General features: G+C 68.8%; 20 protein-coding genes. 11 read left to right on the plus strand and 9 right to left on the minus strand.

All coding sequences use genetic code 11. From position 1 onward, the window contains the following. Positions 1 to 61 precede the first annotated feature (61 nt). A complete protein-coding gene (locus ASG92_RS17530; RefSeq protein WP_056631002.1) occupies positions 62 to 5,158 on the plus strand; it encodes a DEAD/DEAH box helicase in 5,097 nt (1,698 codons plus the stop codon). After that, complete coding sequence (locus ASG92_RS17535; protein WP_056631005.1) at positions 5,151 to 6,023, plus strand: DNA-formamidopyrimidine glycosylase family protein; 873 nt, start codon at positions 5,151 to 5,153, stop codon at positions 6,021 to 6,023. The genes ASG92_RS17530 and ASG92_RS17535 overlap by 8 nt, the downstream gene beginning before the upstream one ends. A 57-nt stretch (positions 6,024 to 6,080) precedes the next feature. On the opposite strand, the gene ASG92_RS17540 is transcribed toward ASG92_RS17535, so the two are convergent. Beyond that, entirely contained in the window at positions 6,081 to 6,749 is a 669-nt protein-coding gene (locus ASG92_RS17540) for a membrane protein (RefSeq protein WP_056631008.1), read from the minus strand. Between the two features lie 60 nt (positions 6,750 to 6,809). Between ASG92_RS17540 and ASG92_RS17545 the strand changes: the two genes are divergently transcribed. Next, positions 6,810 to 8,288, plus strand: a complete 1,479-nt coding sequence (locus ASG92_RS17545; protein ID WP_056631011.1) for a PLP-dependent aminotransferase family protein — start codon at positions 6,810 to 6,812, stop codon at positions 8,286 to 8,288. 104 nt (positions 8,289 to 8,392) lie between these two features. Here the strand turns inward: ASG92_RS17545 and ASG92_RS17550 are convergent, their stop codons facing one another. Then, positions 8,393 to 8,908 (minus strand): DUF4188 domain-containing protein, encoded by a 516-nt coding sequence (locus ASG92_RS17550; protein WP_056631013.1) that lies wholly within the window; start codon positions 8,906 to 8,908, stop codon positions 8,393 to 8,395. Positions 8,909 to 9,009: 101 nt separating this feature from the next. On the opposite strand from ASG92_RS17550, the gene ASG92_RS17555 reads away from it, so the two are divergent. Continuing rightward, positions 9,010 to 9,585, plus strand: coding sequence for a TetR/AcrR family transcriptional regulator (locus ASG92_RS17555; protein WP_240987184.1), 576 nt, complete (start codon positions 9,010 to 9,012; stop codon positions 9,583 to 9,585). A 138-nt stretch (positions 9,586 to 9,723) separates the two neighbouring features. On the opposite strand, the gene ASG92_RS17560 is transcribed toward ASG92_RS17555, so the two are convergent. Continuing rightward, entirely contained in the window at positions 9,724 to 10,416 is a 693-nt protein-coding gene (locus tag ASG92_RS17560; RefSeq protein WP_056631020.1) for a hypothetical protein, read from the minus strand. Beyond that, on the minus strand, positions 10,409 to 11,083 hold the full coding sequence (locus tag ASG92_RS17565; protein WP_056631022.1) for a helix-turn-helix domain-containing protein: 675 nt from the start codon (positions 11,081 to 11,083) through the stop codon (positions 10,409 to 10,411). Before ASG92_RS17565 ends, ASG92_RS17560 begins: the two co-directional genes overlap by 8 nt. Before the next feature lie 157 nt (positions 11,084 to 11,240). Here ASG92_RS17565 and ASG92_RS17570 point away from each other — a divergent pair, with 157 nt between their 5' ends. Continuing rightward, positions 11,241 to 12,191 (plus strand): pseudouridine synthase, encoded by a 951-nt coding sequence (locus ASG92_RS17570; RefSeq protein ID WP_056631025.1) that lies wholly within the window; start codon positions 11,241 to 11,243, stop codon positions 12,189 to 12,191. A 26-nt stretch (positions 12,192 to 12,217) separates the two neighbouring features. Here ASG92_RS17570 and ASG92_RS17575 read toward each other — a convergent pair whose 3' ends face one another. Continuing rightward, positions 12,218 to 12,814, minus strand: coding sequence for an O-acetyl-ADP-ribose deacetylase (locus tag ASG92_RS17575; protein ID WP_082579582.1), 597 nt, complete (start codon positions 12,812 to 12,814; stop codon positions 12,218 to 12,220). Between the two features lie 79 nt (positions 12,815 to 12,893). On the opposite strand from ASG92_RS17575, the gene ASG92_RS17580 reads away from it, so the two are divergent. Next, positions 12,894 to 13,523 carry a DedA family protein gene (locus tag ASG92_RS17580; protein WP_056631028.1) on the plus strand — a complete coding sequence of 210 codons (630 nt, stop codon included), beginning with the start codon at positions 12,894 to 12,896 and terminating at the stop codon, positions 13,521 to 13,523. Positions 13,524 to 13,554: 31 nt separating this feature from the next. On the opposite strand, the gene ASG92_RS17585 is transcribed toward ASG92_RS17580, so the two are convergent. Together ASG92_RS17585 and ppc are read right to left on the minus strand one after the other, a co-directional pair. Continuing rightward, positions 13,555 to 13,860 (minus strand): hypothetical protein, encoded by a 306-nt coding sequence (locus tag ASG92_RS17585; RefSeq protein WP_056631031.1) that lies wholly within the window; start codon positions 13,858 to 13,860, stop codon positions 13,555 to 13,557. 356 nt (positions 13,861 to 14,216) lie between these two features. Beyond that, on the minus strand, positions 14,217 to 17,033 hold the full coding sequence (gene ppc / locus ASG92_RS17590) for a phosphoenolpyruvate carboxylase (protein ID WP_056631036.1): 2,817 nt from the start codon (positions 17,031 to 17,033) through the stop codon (positions 14,217 to 14,219). Between the two features lie 326 nt (positions 17,034 to 17,359). On the opposite strand from ppc, the gene ASG92_RS17595 reads away from it, so the two are divergent. Continuing rightward, entirely contained in the window at positions 17,360 to 18,178 is an 819-nt protein-coding gene (locus ASG92_RS17595) for a DUF1684 domain-containing protein (RefSeq protein ID WP_056631039.1), read from the plus strand. 140 nt (positions 18,179 to 18,318) lie between these two features. Here the strand turns inward: ASG92_RS17595 and ASG92_RS17600 are convergent, their stop codons facing one another. Next, positions 18,319 to 19,527 carry an acyl-CoA dehydrogenase family protein gene (locus tag ASG92_RS17600; protein ID WP_056631041.1) on the minus strand — a complete coding sequence of 403 codons (1,209 nt, stop codon included), beginning with the start codon at positions 19,525 to 19,527 and terminating at the stop codon, positions 18,319 to 18,321. Continuing rightward, positions 19,524 to 20,357 (minus strand): SDR family NAD(P)-dependent oxidoreductase, encoded by an 834-nt coding sequence (locus ASG92_RS17605; RefSeq protein WP_056631043.1) that lies wholly within the window; start codon positions 20,355 to 20,357, stop codon positions 19,524 to 19,526. The genes ASG92_RS17600 and ASG92_RS17605 overlap by 4 nt, the downstream gene beginning before the upstream one ends. Before the next feature lie 119 nt (positions 20,358 to 20,476). On the opposite strand from ASG92_RS17605, the gene ASG92_RS17610 reads away from it, so the two are divergent. The 4 genes from ASG92_RS17610 to ASG92_RS17625 all read left to right on the plus strand — a co-directional run bounded on the left by ASG92_RS17610 (position 20,477) and on the right by ASG92_RS17625 (position 25,830). After that, entirely contained in the window at positions 20,477 to 21,775 is a 1,299-nt protein-coding gene (locus ASG92_RS17610; protein ID WP_056631045.1) for a glycoside hydrolase family 76 protein, read from the plus strand. A 251-nt stretch (positions 21,776 to 22,026) separates the two neighbouring features. Beyond that, a complete protein-coding gene (locus ASG92_RS17615; RefSeq protein WP_056631048.1) occupies positions 22,027 to 23,073 on the plus strand; it encodes an iron ABC transporter substrate-binding protein in 1,047 nt (348 codons plus the stop codon). A 4-nt stretch (positions 23,074 to 23,077) separates the two neighbouring features. Next, entirely contained in the window at positions 23,078 to 24,670 is a 1,593-nt protein-coding gene (locus ASG92_RS17620; protein ID WP_200952010.1) for an iron ABC transporter permease, read from the plus strand. After that, positions 24,667 to 25,830, plus strand: coding sequence for an ABC transporter ATP-binding protein (locus ASG92_RS17625; RefSeq protein WP_200952011.1), 1,164 nt, complete (start codon positions 24,667 to 24,669; stop codon positions 25,828 to 25,830). Before ASG92_RS17620 ends, ASG92_RS17625 begins: the two co-directional genes overlap by 4 nt. The last annotated feature ends 37 nt before the right edge of the window (positions 25,831 to 25,867 follow it).

Here is a 25,867-nt window from a genome sequence, read left to right on the forward strand (position 1 = left end):
TGACGGCCTCTCGGCAGAAGCCGCAGGCAATACTGTCGGTGCCTTAGGGCATGATGGAGGCATGCAGTCGCAGGAGCCCGCCGGCACGCCCGGCGGCACATCTATGGTGGACGCGATGGGCCAGTTCAGCAGGCCCACCCGGGAGTGGTTCCTGGGTGCGTTCGCCGAGCCCACGCCCGCCCAGCAGGGCGCCTGGGCGGCCATTTCCTCCGGTTCGCATGCCCTTGTCGTGGCACCCACCGGGTCCGGAAAAACCCTGGCAGCGTTCCTCTGGGCCCTGGACCGGCTGCTGGTTTCGGGAGCCGCCCTGCCCCCGGAGCTGCCGGGGCTGGAGGACACTCCCGCCGGAGGCCCGGGCGGTTCCCCGGCGGCCAAACAGCCCCGGGCCAAGAAGCCGAAGCGGAAAACCCGGGTCCTGTACATTTCGCCGCTCAAGGCGCTTGGCGTCGACGTCGAACGCAACCTCCGCTCGCCCCTCATCGGTATCACGCAGACGGCCAAGCGGCTGGACCTGCCCGCGCCGCTGATCACCGTTGGCGTCAGATCTGGCGACACGCCTGCCTCGGAGCGCCGCGCCCTGCTCAGCCACCCGCCGGACATCCTCATCACCACCCCGGAGTCCCTCTTCCTCATGCTGACGTCCAAGGCGCGGGAAACGCTGAGCGAGGTGGACACCGTCATCGTGGATGAGGTCCACGCCGTCGCCGGCACCAAACGGGGGGCCCACCTCGCGGTCTCCCTGGAGCGGCTTGATGCGCTGCTGCCCAAGCCCGCCCAGCGGATCGGCCTGTCCGCCACGGTGGAGCCGAGGGAGCTCGTGGCGCAGTTCCTGGCGGGTTCGGCTCCGGTGCAGATCGTGGCGCCGCCCTCGCGCAAGAACTGGGACCTCACCGTGTCTGTCCCCGTGGAGGACATGTCCGATCTCCACGGCGCCGCCGGTGCCTTCGACTCCGGCCCCGCTTCAGGGCTGCAGCCGCAGGCCTCGATCTGGCCGCACGTGGAGGAAAAGATCGTGGACCTGGTGCTGGCGAACCAGTCCACCATCGTCTTCGCCAACTCACGCCGGCTGGCGGAACGGCTGACGGCACGGCTCAACGAGATCCACGCCGAACGGCGGCTCATGACGGTTGGCGGCGGCTGGGAGGATCCGTCGCCTCCCGCGGCGGGGATCCTCCCGACATCCACGGCCACGCCGGCGCATATGATGGCGCAGGCCGGGAGCACGGCAGGCGCCGATCCCCTGCTGGCCAGGGCGCACCACGGCTCAGTGTCCAAGGACCAGCGGGCCCTGATCGAGGACGACCTCAAATCCGGGCGGCTGCGCTGCGTCGTGGCCACGTCCTCCCTGGAGCTCGGCATCGACATGGGCGCGGTGGACCTCGTGGTGCAGGTGGAATCGCCGCCCTCCGTGGCCAGCGGACTGCAGCGGGTGGGCCGTGCGGGCCACCAGGTCGGCGAAATCTCGCAGGGGTATCTTTTCCCCAAGCACCGCGCCGACCTCGTCCACACCGCCATCACCGTTGAGCGGATGCTGGACGGCAAGATCGAGCGCCTCAGCGTCCCGGCCAATCCCCTCGACATCCTGGCCCAGCAGACCGTCGCCGCCACGGCCCTCGGCAGCATCGACGTGGAGGAGTGGTTCTCCACAGTGCGGCGGTCCGCGCCCTTCGCCACGCTCCCCCGCTCCGCCTTCGAAGCCACCCTGGACCTGCTCGCCGGACGCTACCCCTCGGACGAATTCGCCGAGCTCCGTCCGCGCATCGTCTGGGACCGCAATGCCGGCACCATCGAGGGCAGGCCCGGCGCCCAGCGCCTCGCCGTCACCTCCGGCGGGACCATCCCGGACCGCGGCCTGTTCGGCGTCTACATCATCGGCACCGAGGCGGAAGGGTCGGCCTCCCCCGCCGGAGCGCCCGGGGACGGCAAGGCCCGCGGCACCGCGTCGCCGGCAAAAGGCGGCCGGCGCGTCGGCGAACTCGATGAGGAGATGGTCTACGAATCCCGCGTGGGCGACATCTTCGCCCTCGGCGCCACGAGCTGGAAAATCGAGGACATCACGCACGACCGCGTGCTCGTCTCGCCCGCCTTCGGCCAGCCCGGAAAGCTCCCCTTCTGGAAGGGCGACTCGCTGGGACGGCCGGTTGACCTGGGCCGCGCCCTCGGCGCGTTCGTCCGCGAACTGTCAGCGTCCGACGTCGGCCCTGCCACCGAACGCTGCAAGGCCAGCGGCCTGGACGACTTCGCCGCCAACAACCTGCTGCAGTACCTCAACGAACAGAAGCAGGCCACTGACGTGGTCCCCAGCGACACCACCCTCGTGGTGGAACGCTTCCACGACGAACTCGGCGATTGGCGGGTCATTCTCCACAGTCCGTTCGGCATGCCGGTCCACGCGCCGTGGGCACTTGCCGTGGGCCAGCGCCTGCACCAGCGCTACGGCCTGGACGGCTCCGCCATGGCGGCCGACGACGGCATCGTGCTGCGCGTCCCCATGATGGAGGACGAACCGCCCGGCGCCGAGCTGTTCCTGTTCGACCCCGAGGAACTGGAGCAGATCGTGACGGCCGAGGTGGGCGGCAGCGCCCTGTTCGCCTCCCGTTTCCGCGAGTGCGCGGCGCGTGCCCTGCTGCTGCCGCGGCAGACGCCGGGTAAGCGGCAGCCGCTGTGGCAGCAGCGCCAGCGGTCCGCCCAGCTGCTGGATGTCGCGCGGAAGTATCCATCCTTCCCCATCGTGCTGGAAACCGTGCGGGAGTGCCTGCAGGATGTATACGACCTGCCGGCCCTGAAGGAAATTGCGGCGTCCGTGGAACGCCGGGAACTGCGGATCGTGCAGACAACCACGCAGCAGCCGTCGCCCTTCGCCAAGTCGCTGCTCTTTGGCTACGTGGCGCAGTTCCTTTACGAGGGCGACTCCCCGCTGGCCGAGCGCCGAGCCGCCGCACTGGCCCTGGACTCCACCCTGCTCAACGAACTCCTTGGCCGTGTGGAACTGCGCGAACTCCTGGACGCCAGGGTCATCGAAGCCACCGAGCGCGAACTGCAGCGCCTTGCTCCCGACCGGAAAGCCCGCGGCGTCGAGGGGGTCGCCGACCTGCTGCGGCTCCTCGGTCCGCTGGACCCGGAGGAGGTGGCCGCCAGGCTCGCCCCGCCGGCTGAAACCGCCGCACCGCTGGTTGTGCCTGTCGAAACCGAGCCCGCCGAAACCCCCGCACCGCTGGTTGAGCCTGTCGAAACCGAGCCTGCCGAGACCCTCGTAGCTGTCGCCGTCGCGCACCTCGCCGCGCTGCAGCGGGCCAACCGGGCCATCAAGGTCACCATCAGCGGCGTCGAAAGGTTCGCGGCGGTGGAAGATGCCGCACGGCTGCGCGATGCCATCGGGGTCCCGCTCCCCATGGGCGTTCCCCTGGCCTTCATCGAACCGGTAGCGGATCCCCTGGGCGACCTCGTCTCGCGCTACGCCCGCACCCACGGTCCCTTCACCGCCACGGAAGCCGCGGCCAGGCTGGGACTTGGCGTCGCCGTCGTCGGCACGGCCCTGAAGCGGCTCGCCGCGGACGGCCGGGTGGTGGAGGGCGAATTCCGGCCCCACACCGAGCCCGCTGCCAACCAGACTGCCACTGCGGACACCGGCCCGGGCCGCGACGCCGCCCCCGCATCCGAGTCCTCGGCACCTGGCCTTCCTGCGACCGCATCCGTCACCACTGCCGCCGCCGGCAGCGAGTGGTGCGACGCCGAGGTCCTGCGCAAACTGCGGCGCCGCTCCCTGGCCGCGCTGCGTGCCGAAGTGGAACCGGTGGACGCCGCGGCGTACGGGCGGTTCCTGCCCGCCTGGCAGAACGTCCGCACCCCGGGGGCCGGGCGCGGTCAGCCGGCGCTGCGAGGACTGGACGGGGTGGCGACGGCCATCGATCAGCTGTCCGGAGTGCCGGTTCCGGCGTCCGCGTGGGAACCTGTTGTGCTGGCCAGCCGGGTATCGAACTACCAGCCGGCCATGCTGGACGAGCTCATGGCAGCCGGCGAGGTTCTCTGGTCCGGGGCCGGCTCCCTGCCCGGCAACGACGGCTGGATCAGCCTGCATTTGGCGGACTCGGCCGAACTGACACTGAACCCGGCGATTGATTTTGAGCCCGGAGACGCCCAGCGGAGGTTGCTGGACTATCTCCAGGCCAACGGCGGGGGCTATTTCTTCCGTCAGCTGACGGACGTGGCCGGCGGAATGGACTCGGTGCTCAGCGACCAGGAAGTCGTGTCCGCGCTGTGGGACCTCGCCTGGGCGGGCCGCGTAACCGGAGACACGTTCGCTCCCGTCCGGGCCCTGATCGCCGGCGGGCACACGGCCCACCGGCAGGTTGCCCGGGCACCGCGCGCCCGTGCCCCGCGGCTGGCCCGACTGGGGCGCTCGCACGGGACCGGACTGCTCGGCTCACCGGGGCTCACCGGCGGACGGTACGGATCGGTGACCGGTTCGGCGCCGACGCCGCCGTTGGCGGCCGGGCGCTGGTCTGCGCTCCCGGCGCCGGAGCTCGACCCCACTATCCACGCCCGCGCCACTGCCGAGCTGCTCCTCGACCGCTACGGCGTGGTCACGCGCGGCTCAGTCATGGCCGAGAACATCCTGGGCGGATTCGGACTCATGTACAAGGTGCTGGCCCGGCTGGAGGAGGCAGGACGCTGCCGGCGCGGCTACTTCATCGAGCACCTCGGGGCGGCCCAGTTCGCCGTGCCTGCCACGGTGGACCGCCTGCGCTCGTATTCGGAAGACACGCAACTGGCCAAACCGGAACCTGTGGCACTGGCCCTCGCCGCCACCGATCCCGCCAACCCGTACGGCGCCGCCCTGCCGTGGCCCGCCCTCAGCGTCGAGGCCGGCAGCGGCCACCGGCCCGGGCGCAAGGCGGGGGCGCTTGTGGTGATGGTCGACGGCGCGCTGGTGCTTTACGTGGAACGCGGGGGAAAGACCTTGCTCGTCTTCACCGAGGAGGAACCCGTTCTCGCCGCCGCCGGCGCCGCCCTCGTGGACGTGGTCAAGCGGGGCGCCGTCGACAAACTCGTTATGGAAAAGGTCAACGGCCACGGCATCCTGGACACTCCGGTGGCAGCCGCTCTGACCCACGCCGGGGCCTACTCCACTCCGAAGGGACTGAGAATCCGTGCCTGAGGGCGACTCCGTCTGGCGCGCAGCCAACCAGCTGCACGCTGCCCTTGCCGGGCAGATACTCCTGGCCTCCGACTTCCGCGTACCCCGCTTCGCCACGCTGAACCTCCGGGGCTGGACTGTCCAGGAAGTCGTGCCGCGCGGAAAGCACCTCCTCATGCGGCTGGTGGGCCCTGCCGGCGATCGGCTGACCATCCATTCGCACCTCAAGATGGAAGGCAGCTGGCAGGTCTACCCGCCGGGCGGCCGGTGGCGCAAGCCTGGCTTCACGGCACGGTGCGTCCTCCGCACGGCTGCGGCAGACGCCGTCGGGTTCTCGCTTGGCGTGCTCGAGGTCATCAACACCGCAGAGGAGGACAAAGCCGTGGGGCATCTCGGGCCGGACCTGCTGGGGCCGGACTGGGACCCTGCCGAGGCCGAGCTCCGTGTGGCATCGGCGCCGGACGTTCCCGTCGGGGTGGCCCTGCTGGACCAGCGCAACCTCGCAGGCATCGGCAACATCTACCGCTGCGAGGTGTGCTTCCTGGCCGGAATCCACCCGGCATCTCCCGTCGCGGCCGTGACCGATCTGCGTGCCATGTTCGCCGACGCCAAGCAGCTTCTCGAGGCCAACCTCGGACCGGGCGGGCGGACCACCCTGCTCAACTCGCCCGGCCTTCCCGTGGACCGCGCCGCCGGCCGGCCAGGTTACTGGGTCTACCGGCGCGAGCACCAGCCCTGCCTGCGCTGCAGGACCCCGATCCGCCGCGGCGTGCTGGGCAAGACGCAGCCGGCGGGATCGGCCGGATCTCCGGAGCTGGTCACCGAGGAGCGCGACATCTACTTCTGCCCCAAATGCCAACCGCTCATCGGCACCGGCCAAGCCTGACGCGCCCGCATATCCGGTCGCCACGCCATTGGCGCCCCGGAGACGAAGAGCCGATTCTCAGGAAGCGGCCACCGGCTCCCCCGCCTCTTCCCCGGCCACTCCCCCGGCTTCTTCCGCGGCCTCTTCCGAACGGACCCGGGCGGGGATGGCCGCCGGAACCATGAAGCGCGGCAGCAGGAGCTGGACCAAAGGCCCGATGGCCAGCGCATAGACCACGGTCCCCACCCCCACCGAACCGCCCAGCAGCCAGCCCGCGGCGAGTACCACCACCTCGATCAGCGTCCGGGACACACGGACGGACCATCCGGTGCGCCGGGCCAGTCCGGTCATGAGTCCGTCCCGGGCACCCGGGCCGAAGCGCGCGCCGATGTAGCAGGCGGAGGCAATCGCGTTGAGCGCCACGGCGCCTCCCAGAAGGGCGATCTGCCCGCCGAGGTGGGAGAAGGACGGGAGCATGGCCAGGCCGACGTCGGCGAACACGCCCACCAGCACGGCGTTGCAGAGCGTGCCGAATCCCGGCCACTGACGGAGCGGAATCCACAGCAGCAGCACGAGGAAGCTGATGATGATCACCACCACCCCGATGCTCAGACCGGTTCGTCCCGCCAGGCCCTGATGGAACACGTCCCAGGGGTCCAGGCCGAGTCCGGCACGAATAAACATGGCCAGGGAAATGCCATACATGGCGAGGCCGGTGAAGAGCTGTACGAGTCTGCGGATCATCATTGAACCATCCTGAAGGACAACTGGCCTTGTTTTCCATGGCCAGTTTGAGATACTGGCCTCATGACCGGCTCCCTGACCCCCACCGCCCTCGCGCGGCTGCTCGGCCAGTGGCACCTCGGCGCCGCGCCCGCCTACCGCGAGCTGGCCGACGTCGTCCGCCTTCTTGTCCTGGACGGTCGCATCCCCCTCGGAACCGCGCTGCCCAGCGAGAGGACCCTGTCCGCCACGCTCGCCGTCAGCCGCACCACCGTGACGGCGGCCTATGCCTCCCTGCGCGACCAGGGTTTTCTGAGCAGCGGACAGGGCACGCGCGGCCGCACCTGCCTGCCCCGGACAGCGGCGCAGGCATCGGGGGCACAGGCCGGCGCCGGGCTGTCCGGGGCGCCCGGACTCGCGGTTCCCGACGGCGTCATCGACCTCGCCTATGCTTCCCTCCCGGCCAGCGGCGAAGTCGTGCACCGGGCCTTTGCCGCCGCCCTGACGGAACTTCCTGCCCTGTTGCCCGGATTCGGTTACGACGCCCTCGGTGTTCCGGCCCTCCGCGAGGCGATTGCCGCGAGGTACACCGCCGTCGGCGTCCCCACGTCGGCGGCACAGATCCTGGTGACGTCGGGCGCCCAGCATGCGCTGAACATCGTGCTGCGCGCCCTGGTCGCCCGGCAGGACCGGGTACTGGTGGAGCACCCGACGTACCCGAACGCGCTTGATGCCATCCGGGCCGCAGGCGGAAGGATGGTGCCGGTGGCTCTGCCGCCTGCACCCGAGGCCGGCTGGGACATCGCCGCCACAGAGGCGGCCCTGATGCAGCAGCGGCCCAAAATGGCCTACATGGTGCCTGACTTCCACAACCCCACCGGCCGCCTGATGCCCGATTCCCAGCGCCGCCGGCTGGTCCGGGCCGCCGCCGCTTCGGGCACCATCCTGGTCGCGGATGAAACCCTCCGCGAGCTGAACCTCGACGGCGGCACCGCGGCACCGATGTCCTCCTTCGGTCCGGCGGTAGTGTCCATCGGATCGCTGAGCAAGTCCCACTGGGCCGGCATGCGCACGGGGTGGATCCGCGCGTCCGAAGGCATGATTCAGCGCTTCGCCGCCGTCCGCACCACCATGGATCTTGGCGGGCCGGTGGTGGAGCAGCTCGCGGCCGCGCACCTGGTGCGCAACCTGACGGAGCCGCTGCCGGGCAGGCTGGCCGCGCTCCGCGAGAGCCGCTCGGCACTGCTGGAACTGCTGCACGGCCATTTGCCGCAGTGGCAGCCCGAACGGCCCGACGGCGGCCTGGCAGTCTGGTGCCGGCTCCCCGCTCCGAGCAGCACGGCACTGACCGTCATCGCTCCCGAGCTTGGCATCCGCCTCGCGGCAGGTCCGCGCTTCGGAGTAGGGGGTGTCTTTGAAAACCATCTCCGCATCCCCTTCACGCTGCCGCCGGACCAGCTGGAAACGGCCGTCCTGGCGCTGCGCTCAGCCCAGGACAGGCTGGACGCCGCCCCGCAGCTGCGCCGGACACTCCGGGACTCCCCCGCCGTGGCCATCGCCTGACGGTCGGGGATGCGCAAATTGCCTGGGGACGCGGAAAATGCCCGGGGACACCGGAATTCCGTTGTCCCCAGGCGTTTTGCGCGTCGCGGGGCCGATTGCGCGTGCTAGCCAATCCCGGACGGACCACCCGCGCCGTGCCCCGCCGGGCGGCCCATGCGCTGCTTCGCCGTATTGGTGCCGGCGCCGACGGGGACATGCGCCGTCGCCTTGGCCAGGCCAAAGAGCGGCATGCCGTTGTAGATCACCTCGATCCCGGCGGCGGGCACCTGGTACGTCTCGTGCCAGACTCCAACATCGCCAGTCCCGGCAAGCACTTTCATGAAGCGGCGCCAGGGTTCCAGATGCGGGGACTCCCTGTCCGCCGCGAATTTCCGCAGGTGCTCAGGGCTTTCCCAGTAGCTCAGCAAAATTGTGGTGCGCCCGAACCACTGTTCACACCCCAGCATGCCGGACGCCGGATGGCCCGCCAGGTGCCGGAGCATCCTGGGCATGGCGGCAGCCACCTTGGCGACGGTGCCGACCTTCCACCACCGGTTCGCACGCATGCCGATCAGAAATACGGTCACCGACTCGCGCTCCGGGTCAGCGGTGTAGCGGCCCGGGAATACCTTCTGTGCCATGACAGCTCCTTGTGTGATCCTCATGTTCGGCTTCATCGCCGTGCCTCAAAACCCTGTTCCATAACATCGTTACAAAACAACGTTATGAAACAATGGGCACTATGGCAAGACCCGTCGTGCACAACGATTCACTCAGACAGGACCTCCTGGCCGCCACGGCGGACCTCGTAGATAGGGAAGGGCCCGCACGGGTCACGCTGCGCGATGTCGCGTCGGCCGCGCAGACGTCCACGAGCGCCGTCTATTCGCTGTTCGGCGGGAAGTCCCAGCTGCTGACCGCGGTGGTGGACGATGGCTTCCGCTCCTTCCGAGACTCACAGGTGGCCGCGGCCCCGGGCGGCCTGCACGCACTCGGCGTGGCCTACCGGATCTGGGCGCTGGAGCATGAGGCCCTGTACCGGCTGATGTTCGGCGGCGCACTGGCGGCCTACGCCGATTGCCAACCCAGCCCCGACGCCGCCGCAGACGCCATGGCACCCCTGATTGAGGCCGTCGCTTCGGCTCAAACGGCCGGCACCTTACTGATGGCGCCCGTGGACGTGGTCGCCTCGGCAATCTGGGGACAGGTTCACGGACTCGTGAGCCTGGAGTTGGCACACGTCGGATCGCCCGCAACCGACTGGGCGGCGGTTTACGCGTCGGCGCTGGACGCCGTCGCACGCGGCTGGGCTGCCTGACCCGCCGCCACCATCCTCTGGCGCGCAAATTGCCTGGCGACACACAATCGGTCCGGCGACACCCGAATTCGAGTGTCGCCGGACCGATTGCGCGTCCCGGGGTAACAGGCGCGTCGTGTTCTGCTTCGTCCTGGAGAGCTACGCGTAGACCGTTTCGAGGAACCCGCCCCAGGCCGTGGCTGCGGCCGCGGAATCTCCGGTGCCGCCGAAGTCGTGCACGGTCATGCCCACCGGGGCGCCGAAGGAGTTGCGGCCAAAGAACCGGTACAGCGCATCCGCGGTCCGCAGTCCCAGGAAGTGCTCATTGGAGAAGTCCACCTCGCCCGAAAGCCGCCCCACGCCGTCGAGCTCCACGTCAAAGGCGTCGCCCGCGGACGCGTCATCCATGCCGAGCGCCTTCTTCAGCAGCACGAAGCCGTCCGGCGACCGGGACGACGGCGGAGCCTGCACGTCCGTGAACACCACGGGCCTGCCGTCGAAGTGCCTGAGGTACTGGCCCAGGGTGTGAAGGTAGAACGCGGTGTGCTTGCTGGCGCCGTCATACTGCTCATCCCAGCTGTCCACGAAGATGCCGCTGTGGACGTAGTGGAGTTTGGCGCGCCCGCCCTCGAGGGGTTCCAGCACGTGCTCCAGCTGGTTGAACCAGCCGTCCGGCCCGTCCATGCGGGTCACGAGGTGGCCGGGATATTCGTCGACCGTCCGGACAGCCGGCCACTGGTCCGTGGGGAACATCCACGCCGGGGTGTCCTTGGTGACGGCTTCCCAGACGCGCTCGGGCGTGCCGGGCAGTTCGGTGTCGAATACGATCTCGAATTCGCGGTTGTCAGTCATTGTCCTGCTCCTTAGCTGATAGTGGCTTAGTCGATGACGTTTTGGTGGGTTTGAGCGTCGGGTGAAGTGCGACGACGAGCCGGTGCCTGCGGCCGCGCGGGCCGCCGGCGCCCCCGCCCGCTTCAGCGCCACCGCCTGCGGCAGCACCGCCGTCGTGATACTTGTCCACGAGCCGCGTGACCGCCGCGCCCAACTCCTCGGCGAAAGCGGCGCGGTCGGCGGCGGAGCGGAAGGTGATCTCGCCGTCGATCGCGAAGGTGGCGAGTTTCTGCCGGGCGGCGGCGGCACCGGTGATGAGCTTGCCCACCTCCTGGACCATCCGCCCCGCCAGCGCCAGCAGCCAGAAGGCCGAGAACCGGTCCGAAAACCGGTGCGGATCAGGCGCCACGGCGGCGAGTGCCACGGGTGAGATCAGGTACGAGGCGGCCGTCGCCTGGACCACGCGCTCGGTGACGTTTCCTTTGCGGCGCTCCTCTACGAGCTCCACGAGCCCGTGCCGTTCCAAGGCCTTGAGGTGGTAGTTCACCTTCTGGCGCGGAAGGCCAACCCTGCCGGCGAGCTGCGTGGCTGACCAGGGTTCGGCCAGCTCATGCAGGATCCGGGTGCGGATGGGATCCAGCGAAGCCTCCGCGGCCGCGGGGTCCTCGATCACTTCGATGTCCAACATGCTTCCAGTCTGCCGACCGACGATTTTATTTGTCAAGAACTTTTTTACCGTCGGTGGCCGTTTCGACGGTTCCCTGCCGGTTCGACGTCGGGCATCGTCTTGCATGCAGGGAACCGTCGAAATGGCGGAGTCGGGGGCAAAGTAGAATGGACCGGTGATGCAATCCCCCCTTCCCGTGCGCGACGGCGTGAACGCCACCCGCCTGCGGCTGCCGAACGAGGGGCCCTGGACCACCGCGATGGACTACATGATGCACCGCTGGGGGCACATCGACCCGCAGGGCATCGAGGACCGGTTCGACGCCGGCGAGATCGTGGGCGAGGGCGGCATCCCCTTGGACCGGCGCACCAGGCTCGAGGACCACACCTTCATCTGGTACTACCGCACGCTCCCGCCGGAGACCCGCCTGCCCGTGGAACTGAACATCCTGCACCAGGACGATCACATCCTCGTGGTGGACAAGCCGCACTTCCTGCCCACCACACCCGGCGGAACGTACATCCAGGAATCCGCGCTCGTGCGGCTCCGGAACCAGCTCAACCTCCCGGATCTCATCCCGATGCACCGGCTGGACCGCATGACGGCCGGCATCCTGCTGCTCTCCACCAACCCCGAGACGCGCGGCAACTACCAGGTGCTGTTCGAGAAGCGCCAGGTGCAGAAGGAGTATGAGTGCGTGTCCGCCGCCCAACCGGCTGCCGGGCACGCCGCCGTCGACTTCCCTGTGGTGGTCCGGAACCGGATGACCAAGTCCCGCAGCTACCTGCTCGCCGAGGTGATCGACGGTGAGCCCAATGCGGAGACCCGCATCGACCTGATCAGGACGTTCGACGCCGGAACTTCCGACGGCGGTTCGCCCGCCTCCGGTTCGCGGGGGCTGTACCGCCTCGAGCCGCATTCCGGGAAGACGCACCAGCTGCGGGTGCACATGGCCTCGCTGGGCCTGGGCATCCTGCACGACGCGTTCTACCCGGACCTGTTGGACAAGGCCCCGGACGACTACACCAAGCCGCTCCAGCTGCTGGCCCGCGGCATCCGATTTGTCGACCCCATCACCAAGAAGCCCGTGGAGTACCGCAGCCGGCTTGAGCTCAGCGAAGTCCGCTAACTCCGGCCGTTAGGCCCGGGGCCGGACTAGCTCCGGCCGGCGCCGCCCGCCTCACCGGGATCAGCGGCGGAGGGATCAGCGGCGGAGGGACCGCCGGCATCGCTCCCAAGGACGTCGCGGAAAATCCCGGCCATCTCGGCGCTGAACAGGACGAACTCCACAAGGTCAACCCCGGGCTCCCTCGGGCGGCCCGCATACCCGCGGACGGCGTCGAGCGCCACCTGCGCAACCTGGCGGGCATCCCAGCCATAGACGCCGGCACCCACCGCGGGGAAGGCCAACGACCGCGCCCCGAGGCCCTCGGCGATCCGCAGGCTCTCGGTGAAACACGAGGCCAGCAGCGCGGGGTCCGTCTGGCCGACGTGACGGTTGGGCCCGACGGTGTGAATCACCCAGGTGGCCGGCAGCCGGAATCCCGGAGTGGCCACGGCCGCCCCGACCGCAAGCCCGTCCTGCAGCTCGCCGGAGCGCAGCCGCCGGCAGGCCTCGAGGAGCTCCGGCCCTGCCGCCCGGTGAATGGCGCCGTCCACGCCGCCTCCGCCCATGAGTGACGAATTTGCCGCGTTCACGATCGCGTCCACGTGCCGCCCGGTGATGTCGCCCTGGACAATCTCGATTCTCATGCTGCCAGTGTGGCACCGCAGGCCCGTCCCGTCGAAGGGCTGCGCAACGTGCTGGCTCCAAGTGCGGTACGTTGTGCGAATGGACTTCGGCAACGCGGACACCTGGGGAGCCGCGATCTACTTCTGGATCATTCCGGCGGTTCTCGGGGATGCCATTTTTCCGCCCATCCCGTCGGAAATGGTCCTCATCACCGGCGGGGCGCTATCCGCGGAGGGCCGGGCCAACCTGTTCCTGGTCGGCAGCCTGTCCGCCGCGGCCTCGTGGCTCGGCGACGTCATAGTGTTCCAGCTGTTCAAGCGCCGCCTCAGCCATGTCCTGGACCATTGGGCGTGGGGCCGAAAAGTCCACCGCGGCATCCACGAAGCCATCGCCAAGGCGGGCCGCTCCTCCACCTACGGCGCCATCATCGGGGCCCGGTTCATTCCCGGCGGCCGGCTCGCCACCTCCGCTGCGGCCGGCATCGCCGATGTTTCCACCCCCGGCTTCAGTCTTTGTGCGGGACTGGGCGGGGTGCTCTGGGCGACCTGGCTGGTGGGCCTCGGCTATTTCACCGGCTCCGCGACCCGCCTGCCGTTCTGGGCCAGCTCGCTGATCGGCCTGGGCGTGGGCCTGGTGATCGGGGCCCTGGTGGGCGTGATCGCCACGCGGCGGCGCGGCAGCCGGTCCCCCGTGGACGAGCCGGACGGCCCCGCCGAACCGCTCCCCTGAGCGGGACACCGGAACCCGCTCACGAAAAAAGTCAGACCGGCGCCCAGCGGCCGCGGTTGCGGCGGAGCACCGAAAGCGCGCCGGTCACCGCAACGCGTTCGACGGCGTCGCGCATCATCGCTGCCGACTCGCGGGCCTGGCTGTTCTCACCGCTGTACTCCGTGGCCTCGACGAGGAAGCGCAGATTCAGCTGCGGCACGCCTCCCGCGAGTTCCAGCTGGTTGGATTCCACGTGATGACGCGTGCCCAGGGCCTCCACCGCGGCCGCCATCACGGCTTCGGGAGGGTTGCCCGGCTTCAGCCCGGTGATCTTGAGTCTGGTCTGGAACGACGGCATGCTCCACCTTAACGTCTGCCCTAACGTCTGCGCGAACGGGCACTTAATGCCCTCAGATCATGCTCCCAAGGGCCTTAAGTGCCCGTTCGCGCGTGGTGCCGGGAGGGACGCTGGAGGGAAGATAGGCCCGCCTAGCGGAAGCATGTTCGCGGCCAAAACCCACACGCTCTCTCACTTCCTGCCGCTTAAACCCCAACGCTCTCTCACTTCCTGCCACTTAAGCCCCAACGCTCTCTCAGCAAGTGAGGGAGCGTCGGGGAAAAACCCGCGGGAAGTGAGAGAGCATCGGGGAAAAACCCGCGGGAAGTGAGAGAGCATCGGGGAAAAACCCGCGGGAGGTGAGAGAGCGTCGGGGCTTAACCGGTGTTGCGCAGGCCTGCCGCCACACCGTTGACCGTGATGAGCATGGCCCGCTGGAGGCGTTCGTCGATCTCGGCTCCGGAGATGGTGCCGTCCTTCGCGCCCTCACGCACGCGGCGCAGGAGCTCCACCTGGAGGTAGCTGATGGGGTCGAGGTACTGGTCGCGGATTTCCAGCGAACGCTTCAGGGTGGGCTGGGCATCCAGGAGCACGTGCTCGCCCGTGAGGTTCTGGATTTCGGAGACGGTGAGCTCATATTCTTCCCGGATCGCCCGGAAAAGGTGGTGCAGCTCCTTCGGAACCAGGGTGTCCACGTAGTAGCCGGCGATGTCCAGGTCGGTCTTGGCCAGGGTCATCTCCACGTTGGACAGCACCGAGCGGAAGAAGTGCCAGCCGTGCATCATCTCCACGAGCTGGGCCGAGTTGCCGGCCTCACGGGCAGCCTTCAGCCCCGAGCCCACGCCGAACCAGCCGGGCACGATCTGCCGGGACTGGGTCCAGCCGAACACCCACGGGATGGCCCGCAGGCCGCCGAGGCCGGCCCCGGAATCGGGGCGCTTGGACGGGCGTGACCCGATGTTCAGCGAACCCAGCTGCTCCACCGGGGTGGAGGCCAGGAAGTACGCGGGCAGGTCCGGATCGTCGATCAGGCTGCGGTAGCGGGCGAAGGCGGCGTCGGAGATGGTCTCCATGACGTGCCCGAACCGTTCGCGCTGGTCATCGGACGTGCGCGGGGTGCGGTGCAGGGCGGAACCCTGCATGACGGCGGCCAGCGACAGCTCCAGGTTCTCGCGGGCCAGTTCCGGCAGCGAGTACTTGTCCGAGATGACCTCGCCCTGTTCGGTGAACTTGATTTCACCTTCGAGGACGCCGTTCGGCTGCGCCATGATGGCGTCGTAGGTGGGTCCGCCGCCGCGGCCCACCGAGCCGCCGCGGCCGTGGAACAGGCGGACCCGGACCCCGTGCTTGGCGGCGATGTCGCGGAGCTTGCGCTGGGTCTTGTGGATCTCCCACTGGCTGGTCATCACGCCGGACTCCTTGTTGGAGTCCGAGTAGCCGAGCATGACTTCCTGGACGTCGCCGCGGAGCCGGACCAGTTCGCGGTAGGAAGGATCGGACAGCAGCTGGTCCACGATCTCCGCGGAGGCACGCAGTTCCTCCACGGTTTCAAGCAGCGGCGCGAATCCGATCTTGGCGTACGGGGCGTCGCCGAAGAGGCTGACGAGGCCGGCTTCGCGGGCCAGGACGGCGGCGGCCAGGACGTCGTCGGCGCCGCGGGTCATGGAGATGATGTACGTTTCGATGACGTCGGGGCCGTAGGTGCGCAGGGCCCGGCGGATTTCACGGAAGACGTCGTACGTGCCGTCAGCAACGCCGTCGAGCTTGATCGGGTGGCCGGAGAGCGGCCGGCGGGACGCCAGTTCCGCGCTCAGCACCTCGAGGCGCTCGTCGCGGGTCAGTTCCGCGTACCGGATGCCGGGTCCGCCCAGGCGGTCCATGAGCTGCCCGACGGCGTCATGGTGGTGGTCGGCGTGCTCGCGGATGTCCAGCGTGGCCAGGTGCAGGCCGAAGGACGCGATGGCGCGCCGGACGCGGGCCAGGGCCCCATCCGCGGCGAGGGATGCCGAGTGGTTGCGCAGCGAGAGTTCCAGCAGTTCAAGCTCGGAGATGAGTTCCTCGGTGGAGGTGTAGTCCCGGCCCGGCTGGTGGACCGACCCTGCGGCCACGCGCTTGCCGGTGTTGATGAGCTTGGCCTTGATGCAGGTCAGCTTCAGCCGGTACGGCTCCTGGGCGTTGAGTTCCAGGATGCGCCGGTCCAGGCCGGGCAGCTTCGCGAGGTCGGCGTCGATCGAATCGAGCAGCGTCTCGTCGGCGCCCGCCAGGGCGGTGGAGTTGGACAGGATGGAGATGAGTTCGTCGATCATGGCGATGCTGAGCCGGACCGCGTGCTGGTTCTGCAGCTGGAGGATCTCGTGCGTGACTGCGGCAGTGACATTCGGGTTGCCGTCCCGGTCACCGCCGATCCACGAGCCGAACTTGATGGGGGCGTTCCGGGCCGGCAGCGTGACGCCGTGCTCGCCCAGGAGTTCGGAGAGGTCCGTGAGCATTTCCGGCAGGGCGTCGGTGAGGATGCTGCTCAGGTAGTAGATGGCGTTGCGGGCCTCATCCACGGGCGTGGGCCGGACCTGGCGGAGCTCGTCCGTCTGCCACATCTGGTCGATGATCTCGGACAGCTGGCGGTCCTGGCGGCGGCGGGCCGAGGTGCCGTCCTCGGTGGGCTCGGCCAGCACGTCGGAGAGCTTGCGGATCTTGTCCAGCACGGAGCGGCGTGATGCCTCGGTGGGGTGCGCGGTGAAGATGGGGCGCACGTCCAGTTCATTGACCACTTCCTGGAGCACGGCCGGGCCGGCCTGGCCGGCGATGTCCGCCACCGCCTTGGCCAGCCAGCCGTCCTTCTCCTGCCGCGTGCGCAGGCCGCGGACCCGGTGGACCTGTTCGGCGGCGTTGGCGAGGTGGAAGTAGAAGGCAAATGCCCGGACCAGGTCGGTTGCCTGCTCAAGCGGCAGGGAGGCGAGCAGCTCGCGGACCTGGGCGACGACGTCGTGCGCGCTCCACGGACCGGTGGCATCCGCACCGCCCCGGGCGGCCTCCTTCGACTCCTTGGTCAGCAGGCGCACCTGCTCCACCAGGTCCAGGAGCTCGGGGCCGTGCTGGCGGACCAGCGATTCGCCCAGCAGGGTGGAGACGCGGCGCACGTCCGCGCGGAGTTCGGCGGCGAGATCTGTTTCTGAATTCAATGCAGTGTCAGCCATGGAAACTATCTTTCGAGGGTTCGGACTTGGCTCGTACACTGCGCTGGATACTGTGAGCCGGGTTACTTGTTCCTATGGGATGTTACCCGCAGCCGGCTGGACGCCGGGAATATGTCTCAGATGCTGTCGTGCCCTTGAACTCCTCCGGCCCGGCGCGGTAAGGGTCCGCGGGCAACCTCATCGTGAGCGGGTAAAAGCCCAATTCCAAGGCTACGCCAGCCGCCCGCAGCCCGGCAGTCCCCAGAAGGCAGCAGCTGCGGAATGAAGTGCCGCCGCACCGGGTTGACCCCTAAGCTGGCCAGATTGACACCCACCTTGGAGGAACCATGAGCACCGCACCAGACGCGCAGCTGGAACGCTGGCGCCGCTTCCGCAGCAGCCGCAACACCGCCCTCGCTGCGGACTACGGCTGGCTGACGCTCACGTCGTTCCAGTGGCTGGAAAGCCAGCCGTCCGCCGTCGACCTCGCGCCCGGCTTGTGGTCAACGGACGGCACGACGGCGGCGCTCACCGCCGCGGCCTCGGACGGGCTCACACTGGTGGAAACGGGAGAGCCCGTGGACGGCACCGTCACGGCGCAGCTCGCCGACGAGGAATCCCTGATGTGGGTGCAGTTCGGCGGCGGGGACGGCAAGCAGGTGGTGGTGGAGCTGGCCATGCGGGCCGACAAATACGCCATCCGCACCCGTGACTCGAAATCGCCGGTGTTCACCGAGTTCGACGGCGTGCCCACCTTTGATTACCGCCCCGACCTGGTGGTTGAGGCACGGTTCGAGGCGTTTGCCGAGCCGGAGGACGTTCCGATCGCAACCGCGAACCCGCTGGTGGACGGCGTGCACCGGAGTGTCGGCGAGCTGGTGTTCCGGCTGCCCGGGAAGGACCACGAGTACCGGCTTCACGCCGAAGAAGAGAAGCTCGGAGCGCTGACCGTCACGTTCCACGACGAATCCAACGGCGACACCACGGACGAGTGGCGGAAGGTCTCCACGGCCCGGCCCAGGCCAGACGGGACCGTGATCCTGGACTTCAACCGCGCCATCAACTATCCCAGCGCCTTCACGCCGTACGGCACGTGCCCCATGCCGGTGAAGAACAACAGCCTGGACGCCCGGATCGAAGCCGGCGAAAAGCAGCCCGCCTTCTGAGCGCGAACGAACACTTAAGCCCCGCCCCCTCAGCGCGAACGGACACTTCAGCCCCACCCCCCGGCGCGAACGAACACTTCAGCCCCACCCCGGGGGCCTCAAGTGTTCGTTCGCGCTGGTGCCGGGCCGGAAACGAAAGCTCAGACGATCGCGGACACCCCGGTGACGGCGCGGCCCACGATGAGCGTGTTGATCTCGTAGGAGCCCTCGTACGTGTAGATGGCCTCGGCGTCGGCGAAGATCTTGGCCATCCGGTAGTCCGTGACGATCCCGTTGCCGCCCAGCAGGGACCGGCCCATGGCCACGGTTTCGCGCATCCGGGCCGAGGTGTAGGACTTGGCCAGGGCCACCTGCGCCATGTCCGCCGCGCCACGGTCCTGCAGCTGCGCGATCCGCACCATCATGCCCATGCTCGCCACGGCGTTGCCCAGCATGGTGACCAGCTGCTGCTGGATGAGCTGGAACTTCGCGAGCGGACGGCCGAACTGCTGGCGCTCGACGGCGTACTGCCGGGCGACGTCGAACGCGGCCAACTGCTGCCCCACCGCCTGCCACGCCACCATGATCCGGGACCCGCGGAGCAGGGCGTTGGTGTCCTCGAAGCCGTTGATTCCGGCAAACCGGTCGGCCTCAGGAACGCGGACGTCCTCGAACACGATGTCCGCGTTCTGCACCGTGCGCAGCGCAATCTTGTTCTCGATCCGGCGCCGGCTCACTCCCGGCAGGCCGGCATCCACAATAAAGCCGCGGATGGCGCCGTCGGCCTCGTCCCTCGCCCACACCAGCATGTAGTCGCAGAACGTCCCGTTACCTATCCAGCGTTTGGCGCCGTTGAGCACCCAGCAGTCGCCGCCGCCGTCGGCAGCTCCCGTCAGGCCCGACACCCGGCGTGCCCGGGTTTCCATACCGCCGGCGACGTCGGAGCCGTGCCCGGGCTCGGTCAGGGCGAAGGCGCCGGTGGTCCGCAGGTTCGAAGCGTCATCCAGCAGGCGGTTCCGCTGCTCCTCCGAGCCGAATTCGTAGAGGGACTCCACGAAGAGGTCGTGATGGACCAGGAAGAACGTGGCGATCGAGGTGTCCACGCGCGTCATTTCCGCGATCACCAGGCCGGCAAACAGGTGGCTGTAGCCGCGCTGGGCCGGCGTGCTCAGCTCCAGGGCCGCGAGCTTCGGCAGGATGTGCGCGGGGAACTCGGCCCTGTTCCACCACTCCCCCGCGTACGGTGCGATCTCCGCTGCCAGGAATTCCCGCAGCTCCTGGAGTTTCCGCTGCTCGCTGACGCTGAGCAGTGCCTCATAGTCGAAGAAGTCGGCCGTGGGAAGGGCCTCAACCCCGGTTGCCTGCGTCATTTCGGGCCCATTCGGATGGCGCCGTCAAGGCGGATGGTTTCGCCGTTGAGCATGGCGTTGTCCACGATGTGCGCGGCGAGGTTGGCGTACTCGGCCGGCCGGCCCAGGCGGGACGGATGCGGCACCTGCTTCCCCAGCGACTCCTGGGCTTCCTGCGGCAGGCCGGCCATCATGGGCGTCTCGAAGATGCCCGGCGCGATGGTCACCACGCGGATCAGCGAGCGGGCCAGTTCGCGGGCCAGCGGCAGCGTCATGGCCGCCACCGCACCCTTCGAAGCGGCATAGGCCGGCTGGCCGATCTGGCCGTCGAACGCGGCGACGGAGGCCGTGTTGATGATGACGCCCCGCTCCTCCCCGCCCAGTTCCGTGACTGCGGGTTCCGTTGCGGCCATCGCCGCGGCCGCCAGCCTGATGACGTTGAAGGTGCCCACCAGGTTGATCTGGATCACGCGGTTGAAGGTTTCAAGCGGCAGGACGCCGTCGCGCCCCAGGACCTTCCCCGGTGTGGCCACGCCGGCGCAGTTCACCACGATCCGCAGCGGACCCAATTCTGCCGCGGCGTCGACGGCGGCCTGCACCTGCTGCTCGTTCGTCACGTCGGCGGGAACAAAGACCGCCGTGTTGCCACCGGCCGTGCCGGCCTGCCCGCCTCTGCCGGCCTCCCCGCCGGCGCTGCTCGCGTTCAGTTCGTCGGCGTAGGCGGCTCCGGCCGAGGACCCCAGATCCGCGAGGACGACGGATGCGCCGGCGTCGAACAGCCGCCGGGCCGTGGCAGCGCCCAGGCCGGACGCCCCGCCCGTGATCAGCGCGACGGAACCCTTGATGTCCATACATCCTCCTTGATGTGGAACCGGCCACCGGCCGCGAACATTAGTTAGTGAATGTTAACTGAAAGTGCATCCGGGCGCACCCCTGCCCTGCAGTTGCGGCCATTCGCTAGGCTGGCCACATGACGCAGCCCGACGCGGAGCCCACCCGCCCAGCGACGGCGCACCAGGACCAGACTGGACCTGACGCCGCCGCTGACGCCGCCGCCGCGGCGGACTGGGCAGTTCGCGCCAACGAGGCCGCCCGCTCGGTCACCAGCCTGTTCGGCCAGCGGCTGCTCTTCCTGCCCGGGACCCACATCGCCGCCATCACCCGGCCCTCCGGCCGCCTGAAAAACCTCGCCCGCCCATGGCACTACTGGTGGCAGGCACACTATGTGGACTGCCTCGTGGACACCGGCCGCCGCGAACTCGGGACTACCGGGCAGCCGCCGGCGAAGTACGACGGCGAACACCGCCCCAGCGCGGGCCGGCTCGCTTCGCGGCTGGTCACCGGCATCCGGCTGCGCAACTTCCTGACGTACGTCAACAGCTACTACGACGACATGGCTTGGCTGGCGCTGGCCACTCTTCGGCTGGAGCAACTGGCGGAGGAGAGCCGCAGGCCAAGCCGCCGGCGCGATGGCCGCATCCGAAAGAGCCTGACGCTGCAGTTCGATTCGGCCTCCACGGACGACCTCGGCGGAGGCACGTTCTGGAGCACGAAGAGGGACTTCAAGAACACCCCCGCCACGGCACCGGTGGCGCTCTACTACGCACGCACGGGCAACCCGGCCAAGGCACAGGCCCTGCTGGACTGGCTCGACGCCAGGCTTTTCGATCCCGGCCGGGGCCTCTACCTGGACGGACTCCGGATCAACGCGGCGGGCGAGGCGGTCCTGGTGGACGCCATCTACACCTACAACCAGGGCCCGGTCCTCGGCGCCCTGCTGGAACTCGGCGGCACCGCCAACCTGGCGCGGGCGGCGGAAGTGGTGGACGCGGTGGCGCGGCACCTCACCGTCCCCGGGGCGGGCACATCAGACACCGGCGGAACAGAGTCCGGCACAACGGACACCGACACGTCCCGCTCCGCCGCCCTCCGCTGTGACGGAACGGGCGACGGCGGCCTGTTCACGGGGATTCTGGCGCGCTACCTGGCACTCGCCGCCCGCGACGGACGCCTGCCGGAGGCGACCCGCACCACCGCCGCGCAACTGGTCACGGAGACCGCCGAGGCGTTCTGGGCGGGGCGGCGAAGCATTTCCCCGGACGAGGCCCTGGCGAAACACGGCCGGCAGGACAGCCTGATCTTCTCGTCCGAGCCGGCACTGCCCGCGAGCTCGACCTATCCGCCGGGCACCGCCGTCGAACTTTCCACCCAGCTCCAGGCGTGGATGACGCTCGAAGCGGCGGCGGCGATCGCCGCCGGACCGCACTAGCCCCCGCCGGAACCAACCCGCCGGCACCAACCCGCCGGAGCCGCCCGAACGGCCGTCTGCCAGCCGGCCCACCCCCGGGGCCCAATTACGGCACGCAATAGTTACGTAATTGATGTGATCCTCGTCACTTAAGGGCCCTGCGGCTTGGATGCTTAGGTTTGGCTAACCTACAGTTTTCGAAGTGAGCTTCACCTAACTTCCCCAGCTCACCAGGACCCCGGTCCACCAGACTTTTGCAGAAAGAAGCCCCGATGAAGATCCGCAACAACGCGCTGGCCGGCATCGCGCTCGCAGCCACCGCGGCCCTCGGCCTATCGGCCTGCGGCGGCTCCCCCGCCCCCGCCGGCTCCGGCTCCGCAGCAGCCACCAACGGCGAGATCACGGTCTACAACGCCCAGCACGAAAGCCTCACCCAGGAATGGGTAGACGCGTTCACCAAGGAAACCGGCATCAAGGTCACCCTGCGCCAGGGCGACGACACCGAGATGTCCAACCAGATCGTCCAGGAAGGCCAGGCCTCCCCGGCGGACGTCTTCCTCACGGAGAACTCCCCCGCAATGGCGCAGGTGGAGAACGCCGGACTGTTCGCTGACGTGGACAAGGACACTGTCGCCCAGGTTCCCGAAGCGTTCCGTCCGAGCACCAACAAGTGGACCGGCATCGCCGCCCGCTCCACCGTCCTTGTCTACGACAAGACCAAGCTGACCGAAGACAAGCTGCCCAAGTCCATGCTGGACCTGGCCAAGCCGGAGTGGAAGGGCAAGTGGGCGGCCTCGCCGTCCGGCGCCGACTTCCAGGCGATCGTTGCCGCCCTTGTCGAGCTCAAGGGCGACGCTGCAGCCGACGAGTGGCTCAAGGCCATGAAGGACAACGCCAAGGTCTACAAGGGCAACAGCACGGCCATGAAGGCCGTCAACGCCGGCGAGGTCGACTCGGCCCTGATCTACCACTATTACTACTTCGGCGACCAGGCCAAGACCGGCGAGAACTCCAAGAACGTCAGCCAGTACTACTTCAAGAACCAGGACCCGGGCGCTTTCCTCTCGGTCTCCGGCGGCGGCGTGCTGAAGTCCTCCAAGAACGCTGACAAGGCCCAGGCCTTCCTGAAGTTCATCACGGGCAAGAAGGGCCAGGAGGTCCTGCAGAAGGGCACCTCCTTCGAGTACGCCATCGCCTCCGAGGTCCCGGCCAACGAGAAGCTGGTCCCCATCAAGGACCTCCAGGCCCCCACGGTGGACCCGGCCAAGCTGAACTCCCAGAAGGTCACCGAGCTGATGACCAAGGCAGGACTGCTGTAATTCAGTGACCACTGATCTATCGGCGCCGGAAATTTCCGGAAGCACGACGACGGCGGGCCGGGGCAAGCGCCCCCGCCCGCCTTTCGGCGTATCCGCCATAGCCGTCCTCGCAGTGCTGATCGCACTGTTCTCCCTTGTCCCGCTGGGATACGTCGCCTTCATGACGGCCGCAACCGGCTGGGACACGGCGGCGGCGCTGATCTTCCGGCCGCGCGTCGGCGAGCTGCTGCTGAACACGGTTCTGCTGATCGTGATCACCGTGCCGCTGTGCCTGGTCCTGGGCGTGGGCGGCGCCTGGCTCGTGGAGCGGACCACGCTTCGCGGCCACAAGATCTGGGCTGTGCTCCTCGCGGCTCCACTGGCCATTCCCGCCTTCGTGAACAGCTATGCGTGGGTGTCGGCCGTGCCGTCGCTCGAGGGCCTGTCCTCGGGCGTGCTGATCGCCACGCTGTCCTACTTCCCGCTCGTCTACATCCCGGCCGCAGCGACCCTCAGCCGGCTCGATCCCGCGGTGGAACAGTCCGCGGCATCGCTGGGGCTCGGCGCCTGGCGGGCCTTCTTCCGCGTGGTTCTGCCGCAGCTGCGGATCGCCATGACCGGCGGCGCCCTTCTCGTGTCCCTGCACCTGCTCGCCGAGTACGGCGCCTTCGCCATGATCCGGTTCGACACCTTCACGACAGCGATCATGGTGCAGTACCGGTCAACGTTCAACGGCACTGCCGGAAACATGCTGGCCAGCGTGCTCGTGTTCTTCTGCCTCATCCTGCTGCTGGCCGAGGTCCGGAGCCGGGGCAACGCGCGGTACGCCAGGGTGGGCTCGGGCGCCCAGGCCAAGGCGCTTACGCTTCCGCTGCATCTCTACCAGCTCCCAGCCCAGCTGTTCCTGCTTGCGCTCACCGCATTGGCGTTCGGGCTTCCGCTAGTCTTTGTGCTGCGCTGGATCATCGCGGGCGGGGCGGACATCTGGACCGCCGACGAATTCATCCCCGCCCTGCTGCAGACCCTCGGCTACGGCCTGGCCGGCGCCGTGGTCACCACCATTGTCGCGTTCCCCATGGCGTATCTCGCCGTGCGGCACGCCAGCTGGTTCAGCAAGGCGCTGGAGCTGTCCAACTACGTCACGAGCTCGATGCCCGGAATCGTGGTGGGCCTCGCCTTCGTCACCGTCAGCATCCGGCTGGTCCCCGGCGTGTACCAGACCTCCGGGGTCCTGATCGCGGCCTATGTGCTCCTGTTCCTGCCGCGGGCCCTGGTGAACATCCGTGCCGGGCTGGCGCAGGCACCGAAGGAGCTGGACGAGGCGGCGCAGGCCCTGGGCAGTCCGCCGCTGCTGGCCTTCCTCCGCGTCACGCTGCGGCTCACGGCCCCGGCCGCGGCGGGCGGCGCGGCGCTCGTCTTCCTTGCCATCGCCAACGAGCTCACCGCAACGCTGCTCCTCTCCCCCAACGGCACAAAAACGCTTGCCACGGAATTCTGGAGCAAGAGCAGCGAAATCGACTACGCCGGCGCCGCGCCCTATGCCCTGCTGATGATCGTGATCTCGGCACCCATGACCTATTTGCTCTTCCAGCAGTCCAAGAAAGTAGCGGGACAGTGACCGAACAATCCCCGTCCAGGCTCCCGGAACCACGGGTCTCAGCCTCCGTGGCGCCCAGCACCAACAGCCACCTGGAGATCGACTCGGTCACCAAGGACTTCGGTTCCCAGGCCGTCCTCAAGGGCGTCAACCTGTCCGTGGCCAAGGGCGGGACCACCGCCATCGTGGGTCCCTCCGGTTCCGGCAAGACCACGCTGCTGCGCCTGATCGCCGGCTTCGAGCACCCCGGCACCGGCACCATCCTGCTGAACGGCAACCCGGTGGCCGGCAACGGCGTGTGGAAGCCTGCGCACAAGCGCCACGTCGGATACGTGGCCCAGGACGGCGCCCTGTTCCCGCACCTGACCGTAGGCCAGAACATCGCCTTCGGGCTCAGCGCCGGAAAGCTCGACGGCGGCCGCCGCGCGGTCTTGGCCCGCGTCAACGAACTGCTGGAAATGGTCTCCCTGGACACCGCCATGGCCAAGCGGCGCCCGCACCAGCTGTCCGGCGGCCAGCAGCAGCGGGTGGCCCTGGCCCGTGCCCTGGCCCGTGAGCCCGAACTCATGCTCCTGGACGAGCCGTTTTCCGCCCTGGACGCCGGACTGAGGGTCGCCACCCGCCGGGCGGTGGCCAAGGTCCTCAACGAGGCCGGCGTGACCACCATCCTGGTGACCCACGACCAGGCGGAGGCCCTGTCCTTCGCCGACCAGGTCGCCGTCATGCGCGGCGGCAAGCTGGCGCAGATCGGCAACCCGTTCGTCGTCTACACGCGTCCGGCGGACCGTGCCACTGCCGAATTCCTGGGCGACGCCGTGATCCTCGACGCCTGGATGGAGGGCTCCCTGGCCACGTGCTCCCTCGGCGGCATCCCCGTCCGGCGCCCGCCGGCCCAGGGCCGCGTCCAGCTGATGCTCCGCCCCGAACAGATCCGCATCGCCGAGGACGGGCCCATCCGCGGCGTGGTGGTGGACACCGACTACTTCGGCCCCGAGACCACCGTGCGACTGAAGCTCGCCGTGCCGCCGAAACTCGCCGGAGTCATGAAGGACCACCGCTACCCCGGCGGCGGCGAAGTGATCACCATCCGGCACTGGAACGCGTCCATCGCCCAGCCCGGCACCGAACTGTGCCTGCGCGTGGTGGGCGAAGCGGTGGCGTTCCCGATCGACGCCGACTGAGCCGTCCGCTGACTGAGCCTGTCGAAATCCCGGCGAC

The sequence above is a fragment of the Arthrobacter sp. Soil736 genome (genome assembly GCF_001428005.1).
In the GTDB taxonomy this organism is placed as follows: domain Bacteria; phylum Actinomycetota; class Actinomycetes; order Actinomycetales; family Micrococcaceae; genus Arthrobacter.